Source organism: Brevibacillus sp. NRRL NRS-603, assembly GCF_003013445.1.
Lineage (GTDB): Bacteria > Bacillota > Bacilli > Brevibacillales > Brevibacillaceae > Brevibacillus > Brevibacillus formosus.
In genome coordinates this window covers 182,593-200,860 of sequence record NZ_PXZN01000024.1, presented here as the reverse complement: position 1 = coordinate 200,860, position 18,268 = coordinate 182,593, and the positions used below count along the sequence as shown (strand labels likewise).

General features: G+C 48.5%; 15 protein-coding genes. 6 read left to right on the top strand and 9 right to left on the bottom strand.

Annotated elements, in window-relative coordinates; all coding sequences use genetic code 11:
• Positions 1-7 precede the first annotated feature (7 nt).
• Positions 8-235, top strand: coding sequence for a hypothetical protein (locus tag C7R94_RS20145; protein ID WP_106784065.1), 228 nt, complete (start codon positions 8-10; stop codon positions 233-235).
• Positions 208-567 (top strand): hypothetical protein, encoded by a 360-nt coding sequence (locus C7R94_RS20140; protein ID WP_158264696.1) that lies wholly within the window; start codon positions 208-210, stop codon positions 565-567. Before C7R94_RS20145 ends, C7R94_RS20140 begins: the two co-directional genes overlap by 28 nt.
• 51 nt (positions 568-618) lie before the next feature.
• Here the strand turns inward: C7R94_RS20140 and C7R94_RS20135 are convergent, their stop codons facing one another.
• Positions 619-1,494 (bottom strand): SDR family oxidoreductase, encoded by an 876-nt coding sequence (locus C7R94_RS20135; RefSeq protein WP_106784060.1) that lies wholly within the window; start codon positions 1,492-1,494, stop codon positions 619-621.
• 120 nt (positions 1,495-1,614) lie between these two features.
• Here C7R94_RS20135 and C7R94_RS20130 point away from each other — a divergent pair, with 120 nt between their 5' ends.
• Complete coding sequence (locus tag C7R94_RS20130; RefSeq protein ID WP_106784058.1) at positions 1,615-2,571, top strand: helix-turn-helix transcriptional regulator; 957 nt, start codon at positions 1,615-1,617, stop codon at positions 2,569-2,571.
• Here the strand turns inward: C7R94_RS20130 and C7R94_RS20125 are convergent.
• From C7R94_RS20125 to C7R94_RS20115, 3 genes are all read right to left on the bottom strand, one after another.
• Positions 2,540-3,733 carry an MFS transporter gene (locus tag C7R94_RS20125; RefSeq protein WP_106784055.1) on the bottom strand — a complete coding sequence of 398 codons (1,194 nt, stop codon included), beginning with the start codon at positions 3,731-3,733 and terminating at the stop codon, positions 2,540-2,542. The genes C7R94_RS20130 and C7R94_RS20125 overlap by 32 nt on opposite strands.
• Positions 3,734-3,939: 206 nt before the next feature.
• Positions 3,940-4,719: a helix-turn-helix domain-containing protein gene (locus C7R94_RS20120; protein WP_106784053.1), complete on the bottom strand. Its 780-nt coding sequence runs from the start codon at positions 4,717-4,719 to the stop codon at positions 3,940-3,942.
• A 107-nt stretch (positions 4,720-4,826) separates the two neighbouring features.
• The gene (locus C7R94_RS20115; protein WP_106784051.1) at positions 4,827-5,687 is read right to left on the bottom strand and encodes a LysR family transcriptional regulator; all 861 of its coding nucleotides are present in this window, start codon (positions 5,685-5,687) and stop codon (positions 4,827-4,829) included.
• A gap of 163 nt (positions 5,688-5,850) precedes the next feature.
• Between C7R94_RS20115 and C7R94_RS20110 the strand changes: the two genes are divergently transcribed.
• Positions 5,851-6,825, top strand: coding sequence for a DMT family transporter (locus C7R94_RS20110; protein WP_106784048.1), 975 nt, complete (start codon positions 5,851-5,853; stop codon positions 6,823-6,825).
• A 196-nt stretch (positions 6,826-7,021) separates the two neighbouring features.
• The gene (locus C7R94_RS20105; protein WP_106784046.1) at positions 7,022-9,085 is read left to right on the top strand and encodes a methyl-accepting chemotaxis protein; all 2,064 of its coding nucleotides are present in this window, start codon (positions 7,022-7,024) and stop codon (positions 9,083-9,085) included.
• Between the two features lie 61 nt (positions 9,086-9,146).
• Here the strand turns inward: C7R94_RS20105 and C7R94_RS20100 are convergent, their stop codons facing one another.
• The 3 genes from C7R94_RS20100 to lplA all read right to left on the bottom strand — a co-directional run bounded on the left by C7R94_RS20100 (position 9,147) and on the right by lplA (position 13,645).
• Positions 9,147-10,037, bottom strand: a complete 891-nt coding sequence (locus tag C7R94_RS20100) for a GNAT family N-acetyltransferase (protein ID WP_106784043.1) — start codon at positions 10,035-10,037, stop codon at positions 9,147-9,149.
• A gap of 32 nt (positions 10,038-10,069) precedes the next feature.
• Entirely contained in the window at positions 10,070-12,544 is a 2,475-nt protein-coding gene (locus C7R94_RS20095; protein WP_106784040.1) for a toxin Cry1Ac domain D-VI-related protein, read from the bottom strand.
• Positions 12,545-12,655: 111 nt separating this feature from the next.
• The gene (lplA, locus tag C7R94_RS20090) at positions 12,656-13,645 is read right to left on the bottom strand and encodes a lipoate--protein ligase (RefSeq protein ID WP_106784037.1); all 990 of its coding nucleotides are present in this window, start codon (positions 13,643-13,645) and stop codon (positions 12,656-12,658) included.
• Positions 13,646-13,888: 243 nt separating this feature from the next.
• On the opposite strand from lplA, the gene C7R94_RS20085 reads away from it, so the two are divergent.
• Positions 13,889-15,646 carry a methyl-accepting chemotaxis protein gene (locus C7R94_RS20085; protein WP_106784151.1) on the top strand — a complete coding sequence of 586 codons (1,758 nt, stop codon included), beginning with the start codon at positions 13,889-13,891 and terminating at the stop codon, positions 15,644-15,646.
• A gap of 86 nt (positions 15,647-15,732) precedes the next feature.
• Here C7R94_RS20085 and C7R94_RS20080 read toward each other — a convergent pair whose 3' ends face one another.
• Together C7R94_RS20080 and C7R94_RS20075 are read right to left on the bottom strand one after the other, a co-directional pair.
• Positions 15,733-17,496: a sensor histidine kinase gene (locus C7R94_RS20080; RefSeq protein ID WP_106784035.1), complete on the bottom strand. Its 1,764-nt coding sequence runs from the start codon at positions 17,494-17,496 to the stop codon at positions 15,733-15,735.
• Complete coding sequence (locus C7R94_RS20075; protein ID WP_047074326.1) at positions 17,486-18,211, bottom strand: response regulator transcription factor; 726 nt, start codon at positions 18,209-18,211, stop codon at positions 17,486-17,488. The genes C7R94_RS20080 and C7R94_RS20075 overlap by 11 nt, the downstream gene beginning before the upstream one ends.
• Positions 18,212-18,268: the final 57 nt, after the last annotated feature.

Below are 18,268 nucleotides of genomic sequence, written 5' to 3'. Positions count from 1 at the left end.
GAGTCCCGTGAAAAAATGGCTTGGTGTCATCACTCTTTCAGCTTTCCTTTTGGCGATCGGCTCTGCTTGCATGACGAAGGAGCCCACACACTCCTCACGTGGTTTTGCGCTATCGAAAACTTTTTCATCCGCAGAAGAAATCACCCAAGACGCCATGGTTATTTTGAAAGGCACCGTTCCCAAAGCATACAAGAAGAAAAAAGCGAAGTGCTCTTATTCTATGTGTATGAAGTAACCGTGGACAACGTATTTCAAAACCTCACCGATCACCATATTGAGGCGGGAGATACGATCAAGCTGTACCGCATCGTAGGTTTTCAACCTGATAAAGATAAAGAGATCGCTCCGATTGCGGATCATAAGCAGACTGAAATTCCAGAAGGCGAGTATCTTCTGTTTCTCAACGGTGGTTATGATGAAGAAGTTGGTCACGCGAGATGGTTTCCAAATACCCCCAATCAGTTATTTAAAGCGACTGGTGGGGACAGCGGCACCGAGTATAAGAACGTGTTTGTGTCAGACGAGATTCCATCTATTACGGAAGAGGATGTACTGGATGCAATCTAAGAAACGGCTCCTCGAATGAATCTGAGGAGCCGTTTTGTATGTCTCCTGAAACTAGCGGTAAAACCCTTGCTCCTCGGCGTAATTTCCCCAATGCGGGCGACTGCCGTCTCTATCTGTAAAAGGATACTCCTCCGACAAGCCCCATGTACTGAGCGTTTTCCCTGTTTTTTCTGAGACAGCCGGGTCCGAAGCCAGCGCAACTACCGCTCGACCGATGTACGTAGGTGTTTCCGACATGAGGAAGTGCTTATCTTGCTTCGCTGCCTCTCTCCACGTTTCTTCTGTCACGCCAAAATGATCGAGCATCGCTTCTGAGCGCAGGAAGCCCGGTGTTAAAGCCAACGCGGTAACCCCGTGTGGACGCAGGTCCTCTGCCATCGACACAGCTAGGTGAATCGTCGAGATTTTTGCCAAGCTGTAGTACAGATTGCCTCGGTACCGATAGTCGATTCCGTCTGTAATCTCGATGATCAGCCCTTTTTTCTGTGCCACCATAAGTGGAACCGCATAGTGACTGGTGATCATATGCGTACGAATGGCGCGTTCTTGCATCAATAAGCCGTCTGCCAATGGCTGCTCCCAGAACGGCGTCCCCCAGTGAGTCAACGGATCTCCACCCCAGATGTCATTGACTAATAGATCGAGCTGACCATTTTGCTCTGCTTTTACTCGCTCAAAGAACGCTTTTACCTCTTCTTCCTGCGTATGATCGACTCGCACAGCGATCCCGTTTCCGCCGCTTGCCGTCACGAGCTCTGCTGTCTCTTCTATCGTCTCCTGACGTACCATATCAGAGTGTTGACCACGCACCGTGCGTCCCGTCACATATACCGTCGCCCCTGCTTCTCCCAGACTGACTGCAATCCCCCGTCCTGCTCCTCTTGTGCCGCCTGCTACCACCGCTACTTTGCCTTGTAATGGTTTCATTCGTAATTCCTCCTTTTCGATTCATGCGTCAAGAATAACGAAGTAAATATGACAACTGCTGTCATATTCGTTACGATACAATCAAAGTAATGTTGTGACTTTCTTCTAGGAGGGCTTTTTATGCGGGCAGATCGACTCCTTACGATCCTGTTACTCTTGCAAAACCACGGTCGCATGACATCCAAGCAATTAGCAGAAAGGCTGGAGGTATCCGAGCGAACCGTTCATCGTGATATGGAAGCTTTGAGTGCGTCAGGTGTTCCCGTCTATGCGCTGCGCGGTGCAGATGGGGGCTGGGCTTTGGCAGAAGGGTATCGCAGTAATTTGACCGGAATGAAAATAAATGAGCTGCAATCACTGCTCGTAGCCTCCCCAGCTGCCTTGTTGAATGATCTCGGACTGCATGAAAATTATGAAGCTGCTTTTCTCAAGCTGCTGTCCGCACTGCCAAAAACTGTTCAGCAGGATGCCATCCACGTACGCCAGCTCCTTCATATCGATGGGGCTGGCTGGCATGAATCGACGGAGACGTTTCCGTTCTTGTCAATCGTTCAAGATGCCGTTTGGCTCTCCCGCAAGCTGTTCATTCGTTACATGCGCGATGATGTGGCCGTAGAGCGCATTGTTTGCCCGCTCGGACTCGTCGCCAAGCGAAGTATTTGGTATTTGGTCGCCAAAGTGGACGAGGACATGCGAACGTACCGGATTTCACGACTTTTAGATGCACAACTCCTAGATGATAGCTTCCTCCGCCCAAGTGATTTCGACCTCGCTTCTTATTGGGAACAATCCACTTTGGACTTCAAGTCCAGTCTCCCACGTTATCCTGCGCGGTTGCTCGTCAAAAAAGGGACGTTGCCTGCTGTAAAACAGGAGCGTTATATAAAAATAGCTTCCACCCAAGCCGCAACAGACGACTGGATGGAAGCAGAGGTTGAATTTCACACACTTGCGTCAGCATGCTCGCTGGTGCTCAGCTTTGGCCCGCATATTCAAGTATTGGAGCCACATGAACTGAAACGTGAGGTTATAGAGCAGGTGCGTGCTACACTTGGCCTGTACGAGGCCCCGAATTAGCAAGGACTTTTGTTTCTCGTCCGTAGATGAGCAGGACGATTGCTCCCACAATCAACACCGTGGTAAATACACTAAAAATGAATGTGTAGCTGTAATGATGCGACGAGTAGTAACCGACGAGATACGGTGCGATAATACTGCCGATTCTTCCGACACCAGATGCCATACCAGAACCGGTAGCGCGCAGCGGTGTCGGATAATTTTCTGGCGTGTACGCGTACAAAGCACCCCAGGCCCCCAGATTGAAGAAGGACAAGAAGGCTCCCGTTACCAACAGCTCCATGGTTCCAGTGCTTTGTCCAAAAGCGAAGGCCATCACCCCAGTCATGAACAAGAAGGTCGCCAGCGTCCATTTTCGTCCCCATTTCTCCACGAGATAGGCTGCCGCGAAATAACCTGGCAGTTGGGCCAACGTCATGATCAGCACATACTGGAAGCTTTTGATCATCGTAAAGCCTTTGTCGACCAAAACAGATGGCATCCATAAAAACATACCGTAGTACGAGAAAGCAATTGCAAACCAGACGACCCACAGCGTAATTGTCTCTGTGCGATGGGACGTCAACAGCTTTCCAACAGGAATGTTCTCGGCCTGCTTTTGAAACTGAGGAGATTCAGGAATGCTTCGACGGGCAAACAAAGCGTACACGACGGGCAACGCCCCGATCATGACAGCCACACGCCAGCCATAGTCCGGAATGATGAAATACGATATGACGGCTGCCGCGATCCAACCGACCGCCCAAAAGCTCTCCAGCAGTACAACCGTACTTCCCCGCTTCTCCGGTGGCGCAAACTCGTTTACCAGCGTCGAGGCTACCGGCAGCTCGGCACCCAAACCAAGTCCCATCAGGAAGCGGAACAGCAGCATGGTCGCAAAACCAGTCGCGAAAGCGCTCGCAAAACTCGCCAAGCCAAACAAGATCAAAGTCAGCAAAAACACTGGCTTGCGGCCAATTCGGTCAGCCAAATAGCCACCTGCAATCGCCCCAATCGCCATGCCGACGAGATTGCCCGTCCCTAAGAGCCCGGCCTCTTCCCCCGTCAAACCCCATTCTTGTCGTAATGCCACCATAATAAAAGATAAAAGTGCAACATCCATGGCATCGAACATCCAGCCAAAACCGGCTGCCCAAAAAACTTTTTTGTAAGGCTTTGACATTCTCGTTCCCTGCTTTCCTTTCTTTTGCGCATGATAGTCGCGCCTAGTTATCATTTCACTTTTTCGTCCAATATCCTGCTCACGAAAAAAAGTTCGACTATTGTGATAGTATGCTTTCCCAAGAAGCTCCATTCTAACCGGACCATGCCAAAAAGGCAGTCCAATGATTCGTAAGACCGCCAGTATAAAATAAGGGATTCTTGTTCTTATTGAGGAAGCCGCTGAATGAATCTATTCATGAGCAAAGAAAGAGAAATCAAGATAGGAGGGTCGTCCGGATGAGGCACATGAAGAGTAACTTGCTGATGAGGGACGATTGCAGTTGATGTGACAATGATTGGTTTCTTGGAACGTGTGCGCAATGTCTCGTACGGCAAGAGAAAATCCATCGCCTGCATGCCCCAGGCAACAGATGTCGCCATCAAGTAATACGTGCCCGGCTTGACATTGGTAAAACAAAAGCGACCTAGCGAGGGCAGCAATGTGCCGTATAAAGGAAGACCTTCTGGAATCGGCTTGGGAAACAATCCAATTAAAATGACGCCTTGAAAAGGCTCTGTGGAATCGATTGTCCCTGCAATGGTCATCGGTCGCTCGGGGGCAGGATGTAACCGCGTCCACTCGGTCAACTGCTGCAAGGAACGGAGACGGTTTTCCGCTAGCTGGGCCGTTTCTCGAAATTCGCTAGGCGATACCCCGACACGCTCCGTAAAACGGGTAGAGAACGTCCCCAGGCTCTGCTGTCCAATTTCCAGACCGATGTCGCGAACACTCATGTTCGTGCGTAGCAATAAATCCTTTGCCCGTTGGAGTCGCATGGTCGATACGTAATAAAGAGGCGGGAGACCGATTCTTTCTTTAAAAATCCGCGCAAAATGATACTGACTATACGCAACATGATTCGCCAACCGGGAAAGTGGCAAAGGCTCGTCTAAATGCCGATGTATATAAGCGATCACTTCGTCAATTTCGGTATACCTGTCCATCGATCGAGCTGCTCCCTCCCTCTTCTGCATAGTCATATACAGAACGTTTGTTCTTAAATAAAATTTACCATAATTTTCTGAACGATGGAAGGAGTAAATTACAGCAGCTACGCTTTTGTTTTCTGCAAACGGATTTCGTCCAGAAACGCTTGCATCGTATTCGTTACAAATGAATCTTTTCTGCGAATAAAAACGGTTGTCACCTCATGATAAGGCTCCGGGATGCGATGAATATGCACCGTTCCGCTCTCGACCAAGTGATGTACGGCCGACTTCGGCAAAATAGTAATGCCGATCCCCGCTGCTACGCCCCCGATAATGGTCTCAAACGTACCGAACTCCATCACTTTTTTCGGAATCAAGCCCTCTACCTTCATCCAAGTCTCTAACCGTTCTCGATACCCGCACCCCTTTTTGTAGAGCAAAAGAGCTTTCCCTGTGATATCACTGGCAGTGAAGGAACTGCTTTTCGTTACCAACACAAGCTCCTCTTGAAACACTTGCTCTTGCTCGATCAAAGGATGGTTGATCGGTCCACTCACGAACGCTCCATCCAGCGCGAGATCCAGTACCTTTTGCAGCAAATGCTCTGTCACGCCCGCCTTAAGTGAAATATCCACATGCGGATACTGGCTGCAATACGAGGATAGTAACTTAGGAAGGGCATTGATCGTCTCGACCATTCCAACCTCCAGTACCCCGGAAGGCTCGGAAGCTCGATGGAAGTACTTTTGCATTTCTTCGAATTTGGCGATGATCTCTCGCGAATATTCGAGCAGGCGCTTCCCTTCTGTATTTAAGGTCATGCCTCGCTTGTTGCGATAAAACAAAGGTGTCCCCAGCTCTTTTTCCAGCAGCTTGATTCGCGCCGTCACATTCGACTGAACGTAGCTCAACTCGGCTGCGGTCTTGCTCACGCTGCCCAATGTGGCGACCATCTGGAATATTTTCAAATCATTGATCTCCATGTTTCTCCCCTTCCTTTCATCTATCACTAAAAATGATACATAAAGTTATTATCAATCATTATACTAACATATTTCCATCCAGTATGATGTGGTAAGTCAACATCTAAGAGAAAGTCCAAAAAAGCGTCTTTTTGGACACATATGAAAAGGGAGAAATCGCATAATGAACAAGCAACTTCTTTTGGGGTCTATTTTCTGCATGGTCGCCAGTATGTCATGGGGGGCGATGTTTCCAGTTGCGCACATCGCACTGCAAGAAATCGATCCATTTTACTTCTCATTTCTTCGCTATTTTTTCGTAACGATCATTTTGTGCGGTTTGCTCTGGGCAAAAGAAGGCTTGTCAGCTTTTCGTTTGGAGGGGCGCGGGAAGTCGCTGCTGTTTTTTGGAACAATGGCGTTTACCGTCTACAATATGGGAGTATTTCTCGGGCAGGATTTGATGGGAGAGCCGGGCACGATTGCAGCATCCATTATGGAAGTGCTCATGCCGATGATCTCGATTGTACTTTTGTCCATTACCACTAGAAAGCTGCCGCCGTACTATACTTTGGCAACGATTCTCGTAGCTTTGGTCGGCGCGGTCCTTGTTATTACCAATGGCAATCTTACCTTCTTTACTACAGCAAGTGAGCATTTGATTCCGCTGTTCTTCATTTTCATCGGTGTCGTGGGTTGGGTTGTCTACTCGATCGGCGGTGGGCGTTTTAACACATGGTCTACGCTTCGTTATTCCACGTTGACGTGTCTCTTAGGAACAGGAGTGAATTTCGTGATTGTCACGATTTCCTCACTCTTTCAATGGCTTCCGGTTCCTACCGTCGAAACGGTGATGTCCATTAAATACGAAATGGCGTTCATGGTTCTTTTACCCGGCTTTGTAGCACTTTTGAGCTGGAATGCAGGCATTAAGCTGCTCACTCCGCTCAACGGCATTTTGTTTATCAACCTCGTTCCGATCACAACCTTTGCCATGATGGCGTTTCAAGGTTATGAGATCAGCCGTTACGAATTGTGCGGCACCTTGCTCGTGATCCTTGCCCTGATTGGGAACAACCACTTCCAGAGAAAACAGCTGCAATACCGTACAGTCACCAAGCAACAGCCGAGCGGAAGAAAAGTTCCTTCTACATCGTGATTCTCAAGGTGTCACAACTACTGTCGTGCGTCCCACAAAATAAATGGATAGAAATTCAGCTAACCCTGGATCTCTATCCATTTATTCTTTTGTTAGGCAATTGGTTAAATTCGCCATGTTTCGACATAAACAAATTCAGGGTATCCATTAACTATCTAAGAAATTAACGCAGAGATGCAGACAATGGAGGAATTTTATGGCATGGCGAAACACCATCTCATTTAAAATGATTTTATCTCTGACATGTGTCATTCTCATTACCTTTTCTTTGTTGGGCTACTGGATTTATTCAGAAACACGCGCGTTAATTTTGAGCAATGTTGAAAAAAGTCTCCAGACGAACAGCAAAAGTCTTGTCGCAGAAATAGATGCTCTGTTAGAGGAGAAAGCGGTTCTGGTACGACAAATGGCGACCAATCAACAGGTTCTCAAGCTGCTTGGTTCCGACCTTGACAGGAATACCGTTCATACGGATGCGCGTTATCAGGATGTGATGGTTTCTCTTGATGCGATAGCTGGCACAGACCCGATGCTTTCGTTGGTATGGATTGCCCATGAACGAGGGAACTTTTTGTTGGGAAACGGGAAGACACTTTCCAAACCGGATTGGGATATCCAAACACGTCCATGGCATGAAAAGGCTGGAGCAAAGGACGATGTATGGTTTTCCGATCCTTATGTGGATGCGATGACTGGCAAGCTGGTTATCAGTGCCATTCTGCCTGTTAAAGACGGAGGAAAAGTCCTTGGATTTGTTGCAATTGACCTGCTGCTGGACAAGCTGCCGGAAATCATGAACGTCTATAAGCTGGGAGAGTCGGGATACAACTTCCTGCTGTCCAGCGACAGTACGGTCCTGTATCATCCGCAGACTGAATTGGTGATGAAAGCCAAGTTTACAGAACAGGAAGGGGATCGTGGCCGTATCGCCACCAAAATGATTAAGGGCGAAAGCGGGGTTGAGGAAGCCGACACCGATGGTGTGAAAAAATATGTTGCCTACTCTCCCATCCCCATAACCGGGTGGTCCGTTGGGGCAACCATTACCGTAAAAGAAGCGCTGACAGAACTCGAGCAATACAACACGCTCCTGCTGTTGGGCATGGCTTTATCAGGCATTGGACTTGTACTTGTTGTCTATATCTTAACTCGCCGTCTTCTCAAGCGACTGTTAAGCTTGACTACTGTCCTTCAGGTATTATCCACAGGCAATTTGACTGTGAAATGGCGTGATTCTTCCCGTGATGAGCTGGGAGTCGCTGCGGATAGTCTGAATACGATGATCGATTCGTTCCGCACTACGATTCAGCAGGCGCATGACACGGTTGCGATTCTTGCAGGCTCTTCACAGCAATTGACGGCAGTCTCGGCAGAAGCCGCACAGATGGGCAACCGAATCGATGCGGCGATGAGAAGTATCATGCAAGGGACAGATTCTCAGCATGAAGGGGCGCAGCAGACGGCGCTCGCGATGAACGAAATGGCGGAAGGGGTCCAACGAGTAGCTACATCTGCAACTGAGGTCTCCGCCTTAACCCAGGACTCGCAGGCAAACGCGGAGCAAGGGAATCTTTTGTTGCAGCAGGTTGTCACCCATATGCACGGGATTCGCAAAACAGTAGGTCAATCCTCAGAAGACATGGACAAGCTCGAACAGATGACCAAACAAATCGGAACAATTGTGGCAGTCATCAATGAGATAGCCATGCAAACGCAATTGCTTTCATTAAACGCCTCGATTGAAGCGGCTCGCGCGGGTGAACACGGCAGAGGTTTTTCTGTTGTGGCGAGCGAGGTGAAAAAGCTGGCGGAACAAACAACGAACTCCCTTGGGGATATCACCAGCATGATACATGATATTCAGTCCATGACTGATAAAGCTGCTACAACCCTTTTATCAGGCGTAGCAGAAGTGGAGCAAGGCGTGCATCTGATCGAGCAGGCAGGAGAAATGGTTGGGGGCATCTACCGAAATATCGTAGAGATTACCGCGCAGACGGAAGAGGTTTCTGCATCTACGGAAGAAATCTCAGCGGGTACGGAGGAAGTGGCTGCCTCCATGAACGAGATCGTCGCGATCAGTCGCTCCGCTTCCGAACATACGCGAGAGGTAAAACAATCAGTAACATCACAGCTGGCAGCGATGAAAGAAATTGCGCAAGCAGCTGAATCTCTCAGTATTACCGCTCAGCAGCTTCAAGAAAGTCTGTTCCGCTTTTCGGTAGAAAATGAGGGCAAGGAACAAAATTCGCAAAAATAATACGGGCGAAATGGACAAGGCTTCCTGCGAATACAGGAAGCCTTGTCACCTTTCATCCACTTTAGCACAGGTAATCTGCATATTGCCGTGCCAGCACCTTGTTCGTTTCAATCCAGAGCTTCCGTTGCAAAATCGTCGGCCCCAGCCTTTTTTCCATAAACCGCAGCATCGCCTCGTTCTCTTGTTCGACAAAGCACATGCCAAAGGGAAAAGTGGGCTGTGCCTGCGCGATGGTTTTCATCAGCAAGGCTATTCCCCTTGCTTTCTGCTGATACTCTTTCTGAACATGCATGGCTTTGTACAAAAGCAAATTACTGGCCATTCGCTGCACGATTACCCAGCCGATGACCTTTCCCTGATAACGCAAGCCTGTACTGTAATCAGGATCGAATTTTCCTTCTTCAAAAAATGGCGACAAAAGCGACGTGTACCATTGCCCTTCACCTTGCTCAATTTCCAGGCGCTCTGCTGGGGTCAGGTCTCTCCAGGGAAAAAGGGTAAAACCTTCGGGGAGCGCAAGCCTCTCTACCCACTGGCACTCTCCCAGCCGCATCGAGCCGAGTGTGTACATATAGGTTTTTACCTTTGGCAACTGCCAGCCTTCCCTGATCGCAATTTTGGAGAGCCATGAAAAATCTTGTGCTTTGATGAAACCTGCAAACTGTCCATCGCTGATGCCTTGCTCTCTCATTTTTTGCTCAGCGTGCCACAGCAGCTTCATGCCCATTCCCCGCCGTTGATGCCCCTCTGCTACCACAAGCTCGATGATCTTGGCCTGTCCTTCGCTTACAGCGGATCGCCCCAAAACGATGCCCGCAGGCTGATTGTTGTTAGAAGCCCCAAATCCCCAAATGGATGAGCTGTTGATCTGGTCCAGCCACTCCAAGTGCTTGGGGTGCACCAACGATTTATACGCCCGTGCAGTGCTAGCAGTCAGTTCCTCTAGTTGCAATGTTCGTACCTCCTCGATGGACTTTGGCTTACTCATTGCTTGGGTTTTACAGGTGCTGTTGCTGTCCCTTGTATAAGATTCCCGGCCTTATCCCTCATGAAGCCTGGTCCAAAGGAAACCTTGCTCTGTTCCGTAATGAGAGACCCGAACGTGTTGTAGAACGTATCCTGAAACGTTACGCGAATGGTGTTTCCTGACACCTGGAATCTGGCATACCCTGTTACCTCTCTCATGTCGTCAAAATTCCCGGATGGTGAGAATAACAACCGCAAATTGGGGTTCGGGTCATTACGAAGCGGTTCAGACGCCGACAATGTATAGGTTGTTCCCTCTTCGGTGACGTCTGGGGACAATTGTGGGTTAGTAGCATCAAAGCCGATACCGATCTCCTCTGTATCCAGCAAATCTTGGCCCCGATACAGCTTGAACACCGCATAAGAGTTATCATCTTCTGTAACCGTTGGCTTGGCCTTAATCGTCACGCCATAATCTCCATGGTTCATTTCCAGTAAAGACCCGTCGACCTCAACGGTGATGTATTCCTTTTCGTTGATCACAAAACGGTCCAACTGGTTGTCATATTTGTACGAGAGAGGCTGGTTTTTTACAGATACCTCAAGATATTCGCTCAATGCCCTTTTGTCCATTGCCGGCTCCCATTTGTCGGCAATCGTAACTTGACGGTTCTGAGTCGGAGCAATCGGCAGCTCGATCTTTGCATCTGGCAAACGATCTACGCGGGGAATGTTGAACAACATTTGTGCTTTTGCCACATACGACATCCAGTGTGTTTTTTCTGGACTTTCACTCAGAAGCTCGACCTTGGAAGAGGCCGCATCGATCATTTCCTGAGTGACCTTGGGCCTCAGCTCGATCATATCATTCGTCGTATATAGACCCTCGACTGCTCGCTTCACTTCCTCCAGCAGATTGTTCCCTTGATCAAATAGCTCCTGTGCTTTTTGGATGTCCGCTAACAGTAATACCTTTGTCTCCGAACCATCCTTTAGCTTATTTACCTTTGCCTTCGCCGCATCGATCGTGCTCTGTGTCACTTCTGGTTTTAGCGCTGTCTGGTTTTCATCGGTGAACAGGTCTCGCACGGCTTTTTGGGATTCCTCCAGCAAATTGTTCCCGTTATCCAGCAACGTTTGTGCCTTCTCGATATCGGCGAGCAGAACTGGCTTTTCCGATACACGATTGTCCAGACCCTCGACTAGCTTCTTCGCATCATCGATCTGTTTCTGGGTCGTTCCTGCCCGTAGCTCCTCTTTCTTCCCATCCGTAAACAGCTCTTCGACTGCTCTCTTCGCTTTTAGCAGAGCCGGAATCGGGGGAGGATCGATTGGGGGCGGAATCACAATGACGGGGTCTTTGAAACGGATGGAGAAACTGTCACTCGTGACATCTTTCTGTGCCCGCTTGATGTTTCGCTTGTCGATCGTGAAGCTGATCTCTTTTACAGTGTCCGCGACTGTATGCTTTCTAGCCTGTCCCGTAAACAAAATGGTGAGCTCGTCGTCGCTCTCTTGGTTGACCTCAATATCCAGCCCGTCAGGCAAATTATGTACCTCGATATCATCGGCAGATAGTTCACCAAGGAACTTGCCATTAGACAGCTTGAGCCTCTGTTTGGCTGTGATGCTGCCATCATTTGCTCCTGATTCTTCTATCACCGTCTCGCTGACAGAAAGCGCGGGCAAATCAGGCAGCTCGGCTCCATCTACGGCTACCTCAAAGACAGCTTCTGCATCATCCATTTTTGCCGTAATTTCTACCAGTCCTTCGTTCTTGGCTGTTACCTTCCCCTCAATGTTGACGAAGGCAATTCGTTTATTGCTAGAGCTCCAGAGCAGATCCCGTCCAGTAACAATGCGGTCATTTTCATCGAATGCAACAGCGATCAGCGTCAACGATTTATCCGTATGATCTTTGGTAGATAGCCGGGCATCCTCTGCGACCGTTACCAGCTCGATCCGCTCTGCTTTTGTCCCTCTTTCGGCCATTACGAATGGTTCGAATTCCTCTTCTTCACCGTTATACTGCAAGCGAAGGGAAACCGTCTGTTCTTTTTTCGCGGCACGAATCGGTGAAAAACTGAGCAACACTAGCTGTTCTTCCTCTAGCCAAATAAAGTTTTTGATTTTGATCCGTGTAGGATTTCGATCATCTATAGCGGCTGTCAAACGGAAATCCTTTGCAGCAGGTGCCTTGTCTGGAGCATTCTCCAATCGATAGGCTATAAAACCATTTGTCGCTGTATGCCCCTCTGACTCTAGCAAGGACTCCCATGACTGGTTATCTTCTTCTACTACTTCCACTGATGCCTCTCGTACTTGCTCATCCGTTTGCTCTTCTGCTACTGATGCGCTGGCTGGCCCGATTGTCTGGCTTTCTTTAATCGGATAGGAAACGGCTGCATAGGCATTGCCGACAAAAGAAAGCAAAAAACCCGTGGATACAACCGCTGTTAGGATTGTTTTGGCTTTTGGCTGCTGTTTGCCCATATGTAAATACCCCCTCTTTTTCTTTTGTATGACAAAATCATGCAAACTAATGCTATCAGAGGAGAAAATGAAAAAAACCTAACAAAAGTTAGGTTTTTTGACGTTCTTTTTTTAGACGAGTAACAGATCGACAAAAGACGCTTGATCCAGCTTCCCGAAAAACTCCTGAAGATTGATGCCGGCGAGTCGCTCACTGACCGAGGATCGATCGTACGGCGTATCTCGCAGCACTGCTTCAAGCTCTGCTACATCACGTACACCAAAGAAATCTCCGTATATCTTCGCTTCTTTAATTTTGCCTTTCTCAATATCAAGCTGGATCTCCACCGTGCCGATATCGAAGCGTTTAGATTGACGATAATTGCTTTTCGGTGACTTGCCGTAGTTCCACTCCCAAGTCTGGTAACGGGAACGGGAAAGCTCGTGAATGTTCTCCCAATCCTTTTCAGTCAGCTTGTATTCTTCGACCTCCCCTTCTCCAAAAATCGAACGGAGAATCGCCTGACGGAACTCTTCAATGGTCATCTTCGTCTCCAAAAACTCCGAGATGTTGGCGACACGGCTGCGAATCGATTTGATCCCTTTGGACTGGATCTTCTCTGCGTTTACCTTCAGCGCAGACACAACGTTTTCCATCTCCGAATCAAAAAGCAGCGTGCCGTGGCTGAACATCCGTCCTTTGGTCGAATACTGCGCGTTGCCAGAAATTTTCCGTTCTCCGACCTGTATGTCATTTCGTCCTGTCAGTTCTGCTTCTACTCCTAATGTTTTCAAGGCTTGTACCACAGGAGCCGTAAATTTGCGGAAATTGTGAAAGGATTCGCCATCATCATTCGTAATAAAGCTGAAGTTGAGATTGCCCAGATCGTGATAAACAGCGCCACCTCCAGACAGTCTGCGAACGACATGAATATGATTTTCCTCTACATAAGTCGCATTAATCTCCTCAATTGTGTTTTGATTTTTCCCAATAATAATAGAAGGTTCATTGATATAAAACAGCAAGTAGTCGTCACTATTGGGCAAATGCTTCAAGGCGTACTCCTCAATCGCCAAATTGATGCGCGGATCTGTAATCCCTTGATTATCGATGAATTTCATGAGATAGCCTCCATCCGTAAGCGTTCTATCATCCTAATCATACCATTTCCCGTTGGTCTATACTGCTTTCGAATCCTGCTCAAGTAAGAAGCATTGTTTCCTAATCTAATATTTTTTGTTGATTTTTTGAAAATCCTCTATAAAAACGTTTACATATTGTCGATAATTGACGTAAGTCTAGGGGCAATCATCTTGGTGTTTTCTTTTCTAGATGAAATACTATGGATCAACGAGGTGTTCTTTATGAAAACAGCCAAGTTTTCCCGTTCAAGCTCTCTACGAACTAAGCTCGTCCTGTTATGTCTCCTGCTATTGGCGCTTCCTTGCCTTAACATCGGAATTCAGGGCTATTATTCTGCGAGCTACAGCTTGGACGACTTGGGCAGCCGCATCTTAAAAAACAATGTGAACTTGACGATTGAAATGATTGATGTTCTCCAGAAACAGGTCGAAGCTGGAAAAATCAGCAAAGAAGATGCACAAGAGCAAGTAAAAATTCGCATCCTCGGCCCCAAGCAGTCGGATGGAACCCGCTCGATTAACAAAAATGTCGATTCCGGTGCCAGTGGATACATGTTTGTTCTGGATGAGAAAGGTGTCATGCTGGCCTCTCCTTCCATTGAGGGGAAGAATCAGTGGGATACAAAAGATTCTGACGGTGTCTTTTTTACCCAAGAAATGATAAAGCGCGGTCAGGAAGGTGGCGGCTTTACATACTATCAGTGGTCGAAGCCAACGGAGCCCGATGTTCTCTATCCGAAAATCGCCTATTCCAAGCTAGACCCTCACTGGGGATGGATCGTAAGCGCAAGCAGCTACATGGAAGACTTCAATGCCCCTGCCGAAAGTGTACTGTCTGATTTAATGATCGTGCTGGGAATCTCCTTGATCGTCGGATTCGTCGTCTCGTGGTATGCCTCCGGTTTCATTTCCAAGCCTATTACCCTAGTTGCCGAGCGTGTGAAAGAAATTGCTGGTGGTGATCTGTCCGGCAAAGACATCGTCGTAAAAAACCGTGATGAAATCGGACAATTAGTCCATGACGTGACCCATATGACAGAGAATTTGCGCGAGCTCATCTCTCGTGTCCGCATTAGCTCTCTGCATGTCGCTTCTACCTCTGAGGAGTTGACGGCGAGTGCAGAACAGACGAGTAAGGCAACCGAGCAAATTGCCGTTACGATGCAAGAGATCGCCCTCGGAGCAGAGGATCAGTCCAAAACGATCGATGGAACAGTCAAGACGATCAACGACATGTCCTCGAGTCTGCAACAAATTGCATCCAGTTCCGAACAAGTCTCTCTGACAGTCGATACAACGAACATGCTGGTCTCAAACGGCAATGAAGCGATTGTCGGTGCCATCGCTCAAATGAATTCCATCAACACGACTGTCCAAGAGCTGGCAGAATCAATCAAAATGCTTGGCCACCGATCTTCAGAGATCAGCAATATTGTCGAGGTCATCACCTCGATTGCCGAGCAAACGAACCTGTTAGCGCTAAACGCTGCGATCGAAGCTGCCCGTGCTGGAGAGCATGGACGTGGATTTGCTGTCGTCGCCAATGAAGTACGTATCTTGGCTGAGCAATCAGCAAAATCTACCCAGCAAATTAAAGACCTCATTAGCGCGATTCAGGTCGATACGAACAAAGCCGTATACGTGATGCAGACGACGACATCTGAGGTTTCGGCTGGAATCGAAGTCGTACATGAAGCCAGCAAGGCCTTCCAGGAAATTTTGTCTGGAACAACAGAAGTAGCACGCCAGATTCAGCAAGTTACCTCTGCCACTCACCACATGACAACCGGAGCAGAGCAAGCTGTCCATTCCATTGAAGCGATTGCCACCACTGCGGAGACAACGGCTTTCGGAACACAAAACATTTCGGCTGCCGCTGAACAGCAATTAGCCTCTATGGAGGAAATTTCGTCCTCTGCTGCTTCCTTGTCAAAAATGGCGGACGAGCTGCATGAATCAATTCAACAATTTAAGGTGTAATAGCATCTCTGAAACGAAAAAAGGCTGCCTTTGCTGGTCAACACTGACCTCGCAAACGCAGCCTTTTCCTCTCCCGATCACCCTATTTAAACCCGAGGCGGTTGCTCCGCTTCCCATGTAATCGAAATCGTCGTCCCCTGCCCGACAGTTGTTCTCACCTCAATTGAACCACCAAACGCTTCCACTAATGCTTTTGTAATGACCATCCCAAGGCCCGAGCCTTCCGTCCGAGACTCAGTGTCTGTGCCGCGATAATACCTCTCAAATAGTCGATCTGCTGTTTCTTCATCCATCCCGCTACCGTTGTCACTAAAAATGAGCAGAGCTGTAGATGGCTCGACTGCCTGTACGCTGATGGACACAACCGTACCATTTTCATTGTGAATCAAGGCATTGGCAACCAGATTATCCACGATACGCTGAAACCAAGGCTTGTAGAGGAGCATGTAAACAGGTTCGGCAGAGGGGGTAAACTGGATGCAGCCTTCCGGGTAAAACGGATGTTTTGCTGCTTCCGTAATGGCATCAGCTGTGCAAACATTCAAGTCAACGAGCTCGACTGTAGGGGCGCCTTGTCCGTTCCTCAATCGATACGTCAGCGCCAAATCGTTGATCAAGTCCTCCATATACGCAGACTTGTCCAAAATAATTTTGGCGAAAGCATGTACCTCTTCTGTCGTCCACGTATACTCGGCATTTCCTAACAGATGCGCGTACCCTTTAACAGAGGACAGCGGCGTTTTCAAATCATGGGAAACGCCTGCGATCCACTCATTTCGCAATTGCTCCGTTTCCTGGCGAAGCTTTTCATTGCGGTAAAGCGTTTGCGACAAGGAGTCCATCGAATCGATTACATCTTGGTAGAGACGGTATTTGCGCTTTCTCTTCCCTCGCTTGTCTTGGCTTAACGGAACACCATCCGCATTGGCAGGCTCCTCGTACCTTCCTCCACGCAGTAAGGTCAGCCACCGTAATACGTGAACAATCGGTGCCCCAAATCGCTGTCCGAACAAGTAGGACACAATCCCGAAGACGAACATCGCCGACAAGAGCAACATGCCCATCCCGATAAAAAGGGCCTTACTTTCCGGTGTCAAAAGCGGTTCTTCCCCGGGAGTCGTTCCTGGCAACGGATAACTGAGTACCCAGGTTTGACCGCTATTTTGATCATAATGCGATACGATTGTTGCCCCGTAGCGATCCGGGTATACCGAGCGGAGCGCCAGCTCTTCCAACGAGAAGTCCTTGATCGCTTTTGCAGGCTTATTGAAGGAAGCCAGCTCTGTTCCCTTCGGATCAAGGAGCTGCACCCAGCCCGCCTTACTCTTCAATTGATTTTGGATACTCGGAGGAAGCATGATCTCGTTATTTTTATGGTCTGCCTCCTCGATCACCTGTTGCAAGAAATCGTCATCGCGGTTCGTCATGCCATACAGCAAGGTGTAAACTACGCCGTCTTTCTCCTGTATCCATAATGATAGCTGATACGGGAATGGGCTTTTTCGGAGCCAATAAGCCGTTAACTGGCCAGGACCGTAGTAGCTGGGTACGTCAGGCGGAGTAAAAAAAGAGTCAGTGACATACCCCTTTTCATCAATCCGCTGAAGCCACCCTCCGCTATCTCGCACCTGCTCCAGCAGCTTCGGGTCAAAATGGACATCCTCTCCCTCTACTTCAATGGTCTGGATTAGCCTCTGCAAGCCGACACTCTCAAATTGACGCGAGGACTGTACTTTTGACATTTCTTCAAGCGTCCAATATAACGTAAACCCGGCTAGTACAAAGAGAATCAGGCCAACTAGCACCAGCCACAAGACCAAATGGAGCGCAATTCTGCTCTTAATATTCATAAGGAAGGCCCTTTTTCACCATTTTGTACCCGAGTCCCCTGACGTTCACCAAAAACTCCGGCTGCGCTGGGTCGGGCTCGATGCGCTCCCGAATCCGGTGGATATGTACCATGATGGTGTTGTCATCACGTAAGCTATTTACGCCCCATACTCGTTCGTACAGCTCGCTTTTCGAAAATATCCGATTCGGATTTTTACATAAAAATAGCAACAGTTGAAAAACAAGGGACGGACAAGGAATGACTTTCCCCTCCACATAGAGCTCGCCTGCTGCTTCATAGACTTGAAAACGCCCAAAATCATAGACCCCTTGAACGGGTGCTGTCGGCACAACCGAGTTCGGTTTGTGCGTGCGGCGAAGCAATGCCTTAATCCGTGCGACGATCTCCATCGGATTAAACGGCTTGGTCACGTAATCATCCCCGCCAACGGCAAATCCGGTCAGCTTGTCAAAATCGGTATCTCTCGCACTCAAGAATAGAATCGGCGCATCCGTCAGACGGCGGATGAATGGACAGGCTTCTATGCCGCTCATGTTTGGAAGCGTTACGTCTAGGACGATCAGGTCATAGCTTTTTCGTTCGCATGCACAAAGCGCCTCCTCAGACGTTTTCACCTTGTCGATCGAGTGAAATCCTTCTTTGTGCAGTACGGTTTCAAGCAATTGGAGAATGGCTTGCTCATCGTCCACGAGAAGGATAGCTGCATCTTTCACGATCACTTCGCTCCTTTTGCGCTTTGCGTTATCCTCCATTTTATCATGCGTAGTGCC

Bases quoted from the DNA above. Each gene is read 5' to 3' on its own strand.
- C7R94_RS20135 (WP_106784060.1), bottom strand. From the start codon at position 1,494: ATGAAACCATTACAAGGCAAAGTAGCGGTGGTAGCAGGCGGCACAAGA.
- C7R94_RS20105 (WP_106784046.1), top strand. From the start codon at position 7,022: ATGGCATGGCGAAACACCATCTCATTTAAAATGATTTTATCTCTGACA.
- C7R94_RS20115 (WP_106784051.1), bottom strand. From the start codon at position 5,687: ATGGAGATCAATGATTTGAAAATATTCCAGATGGTCGCCACATTGGGC.
- C7R94_RS20120 (WP_106784053.1), bottom strand. From the start codon at position 4,719: ATGGACAGGTATACCGAAATTGACGAAGTGATCGCTTATATACATCGG.
- C7R94_RS20085 (WP_106784151.1), top strand. From the start codon at position 13,889: ATGAAAACAGCCAAGTTTTCCCGTTCAAGCTCTCTACGAACTAAGCTC.
- C7R94_RS20095 (WP_106784040.1), bottom strand. From the start codon at position 12,544: ATGGGCAAACAGCAGCCAAAAGCCAAAACAATCCTAACAGCGGTTGTA.
- C7R94_RS20080 (WP_106784035.1), bottom strand. From the start codon at position 17,496: ATGAATATTAAGAGCAGAATTGCGCTCCATTTGGTCTTGTGGCTGGTG.
- C7R94_RS20110 (WP_106784048.1), top strand. From the start codon at position 5,851: ATGAACAAGCAACTTCTTTTGGGGTCTATTTTCTGCATGGTCGCCAGT.
- C7R94_RS20125 (WP_106784055.1), bottom strand. From the start codon at position 3,733: ATGTCAAAGCCTTACAAAAAAGTTTTTTGGGCAGCCGGTTTTGGCTGG.
- C7R94_RS20130 (WP_106784058.1), top strand. From the start codon at position 1,615: ATGCGGGCAGATCGACTCCTTACGATCCTGTTACTCTTGCAAAACCAC.
- lplA (WP_106784037.1), bottom strand. From the start codon at position 13,645: ATGAAATTCATCGATAATCAAGGGATTACAGATCCGCGCATCAATTTG.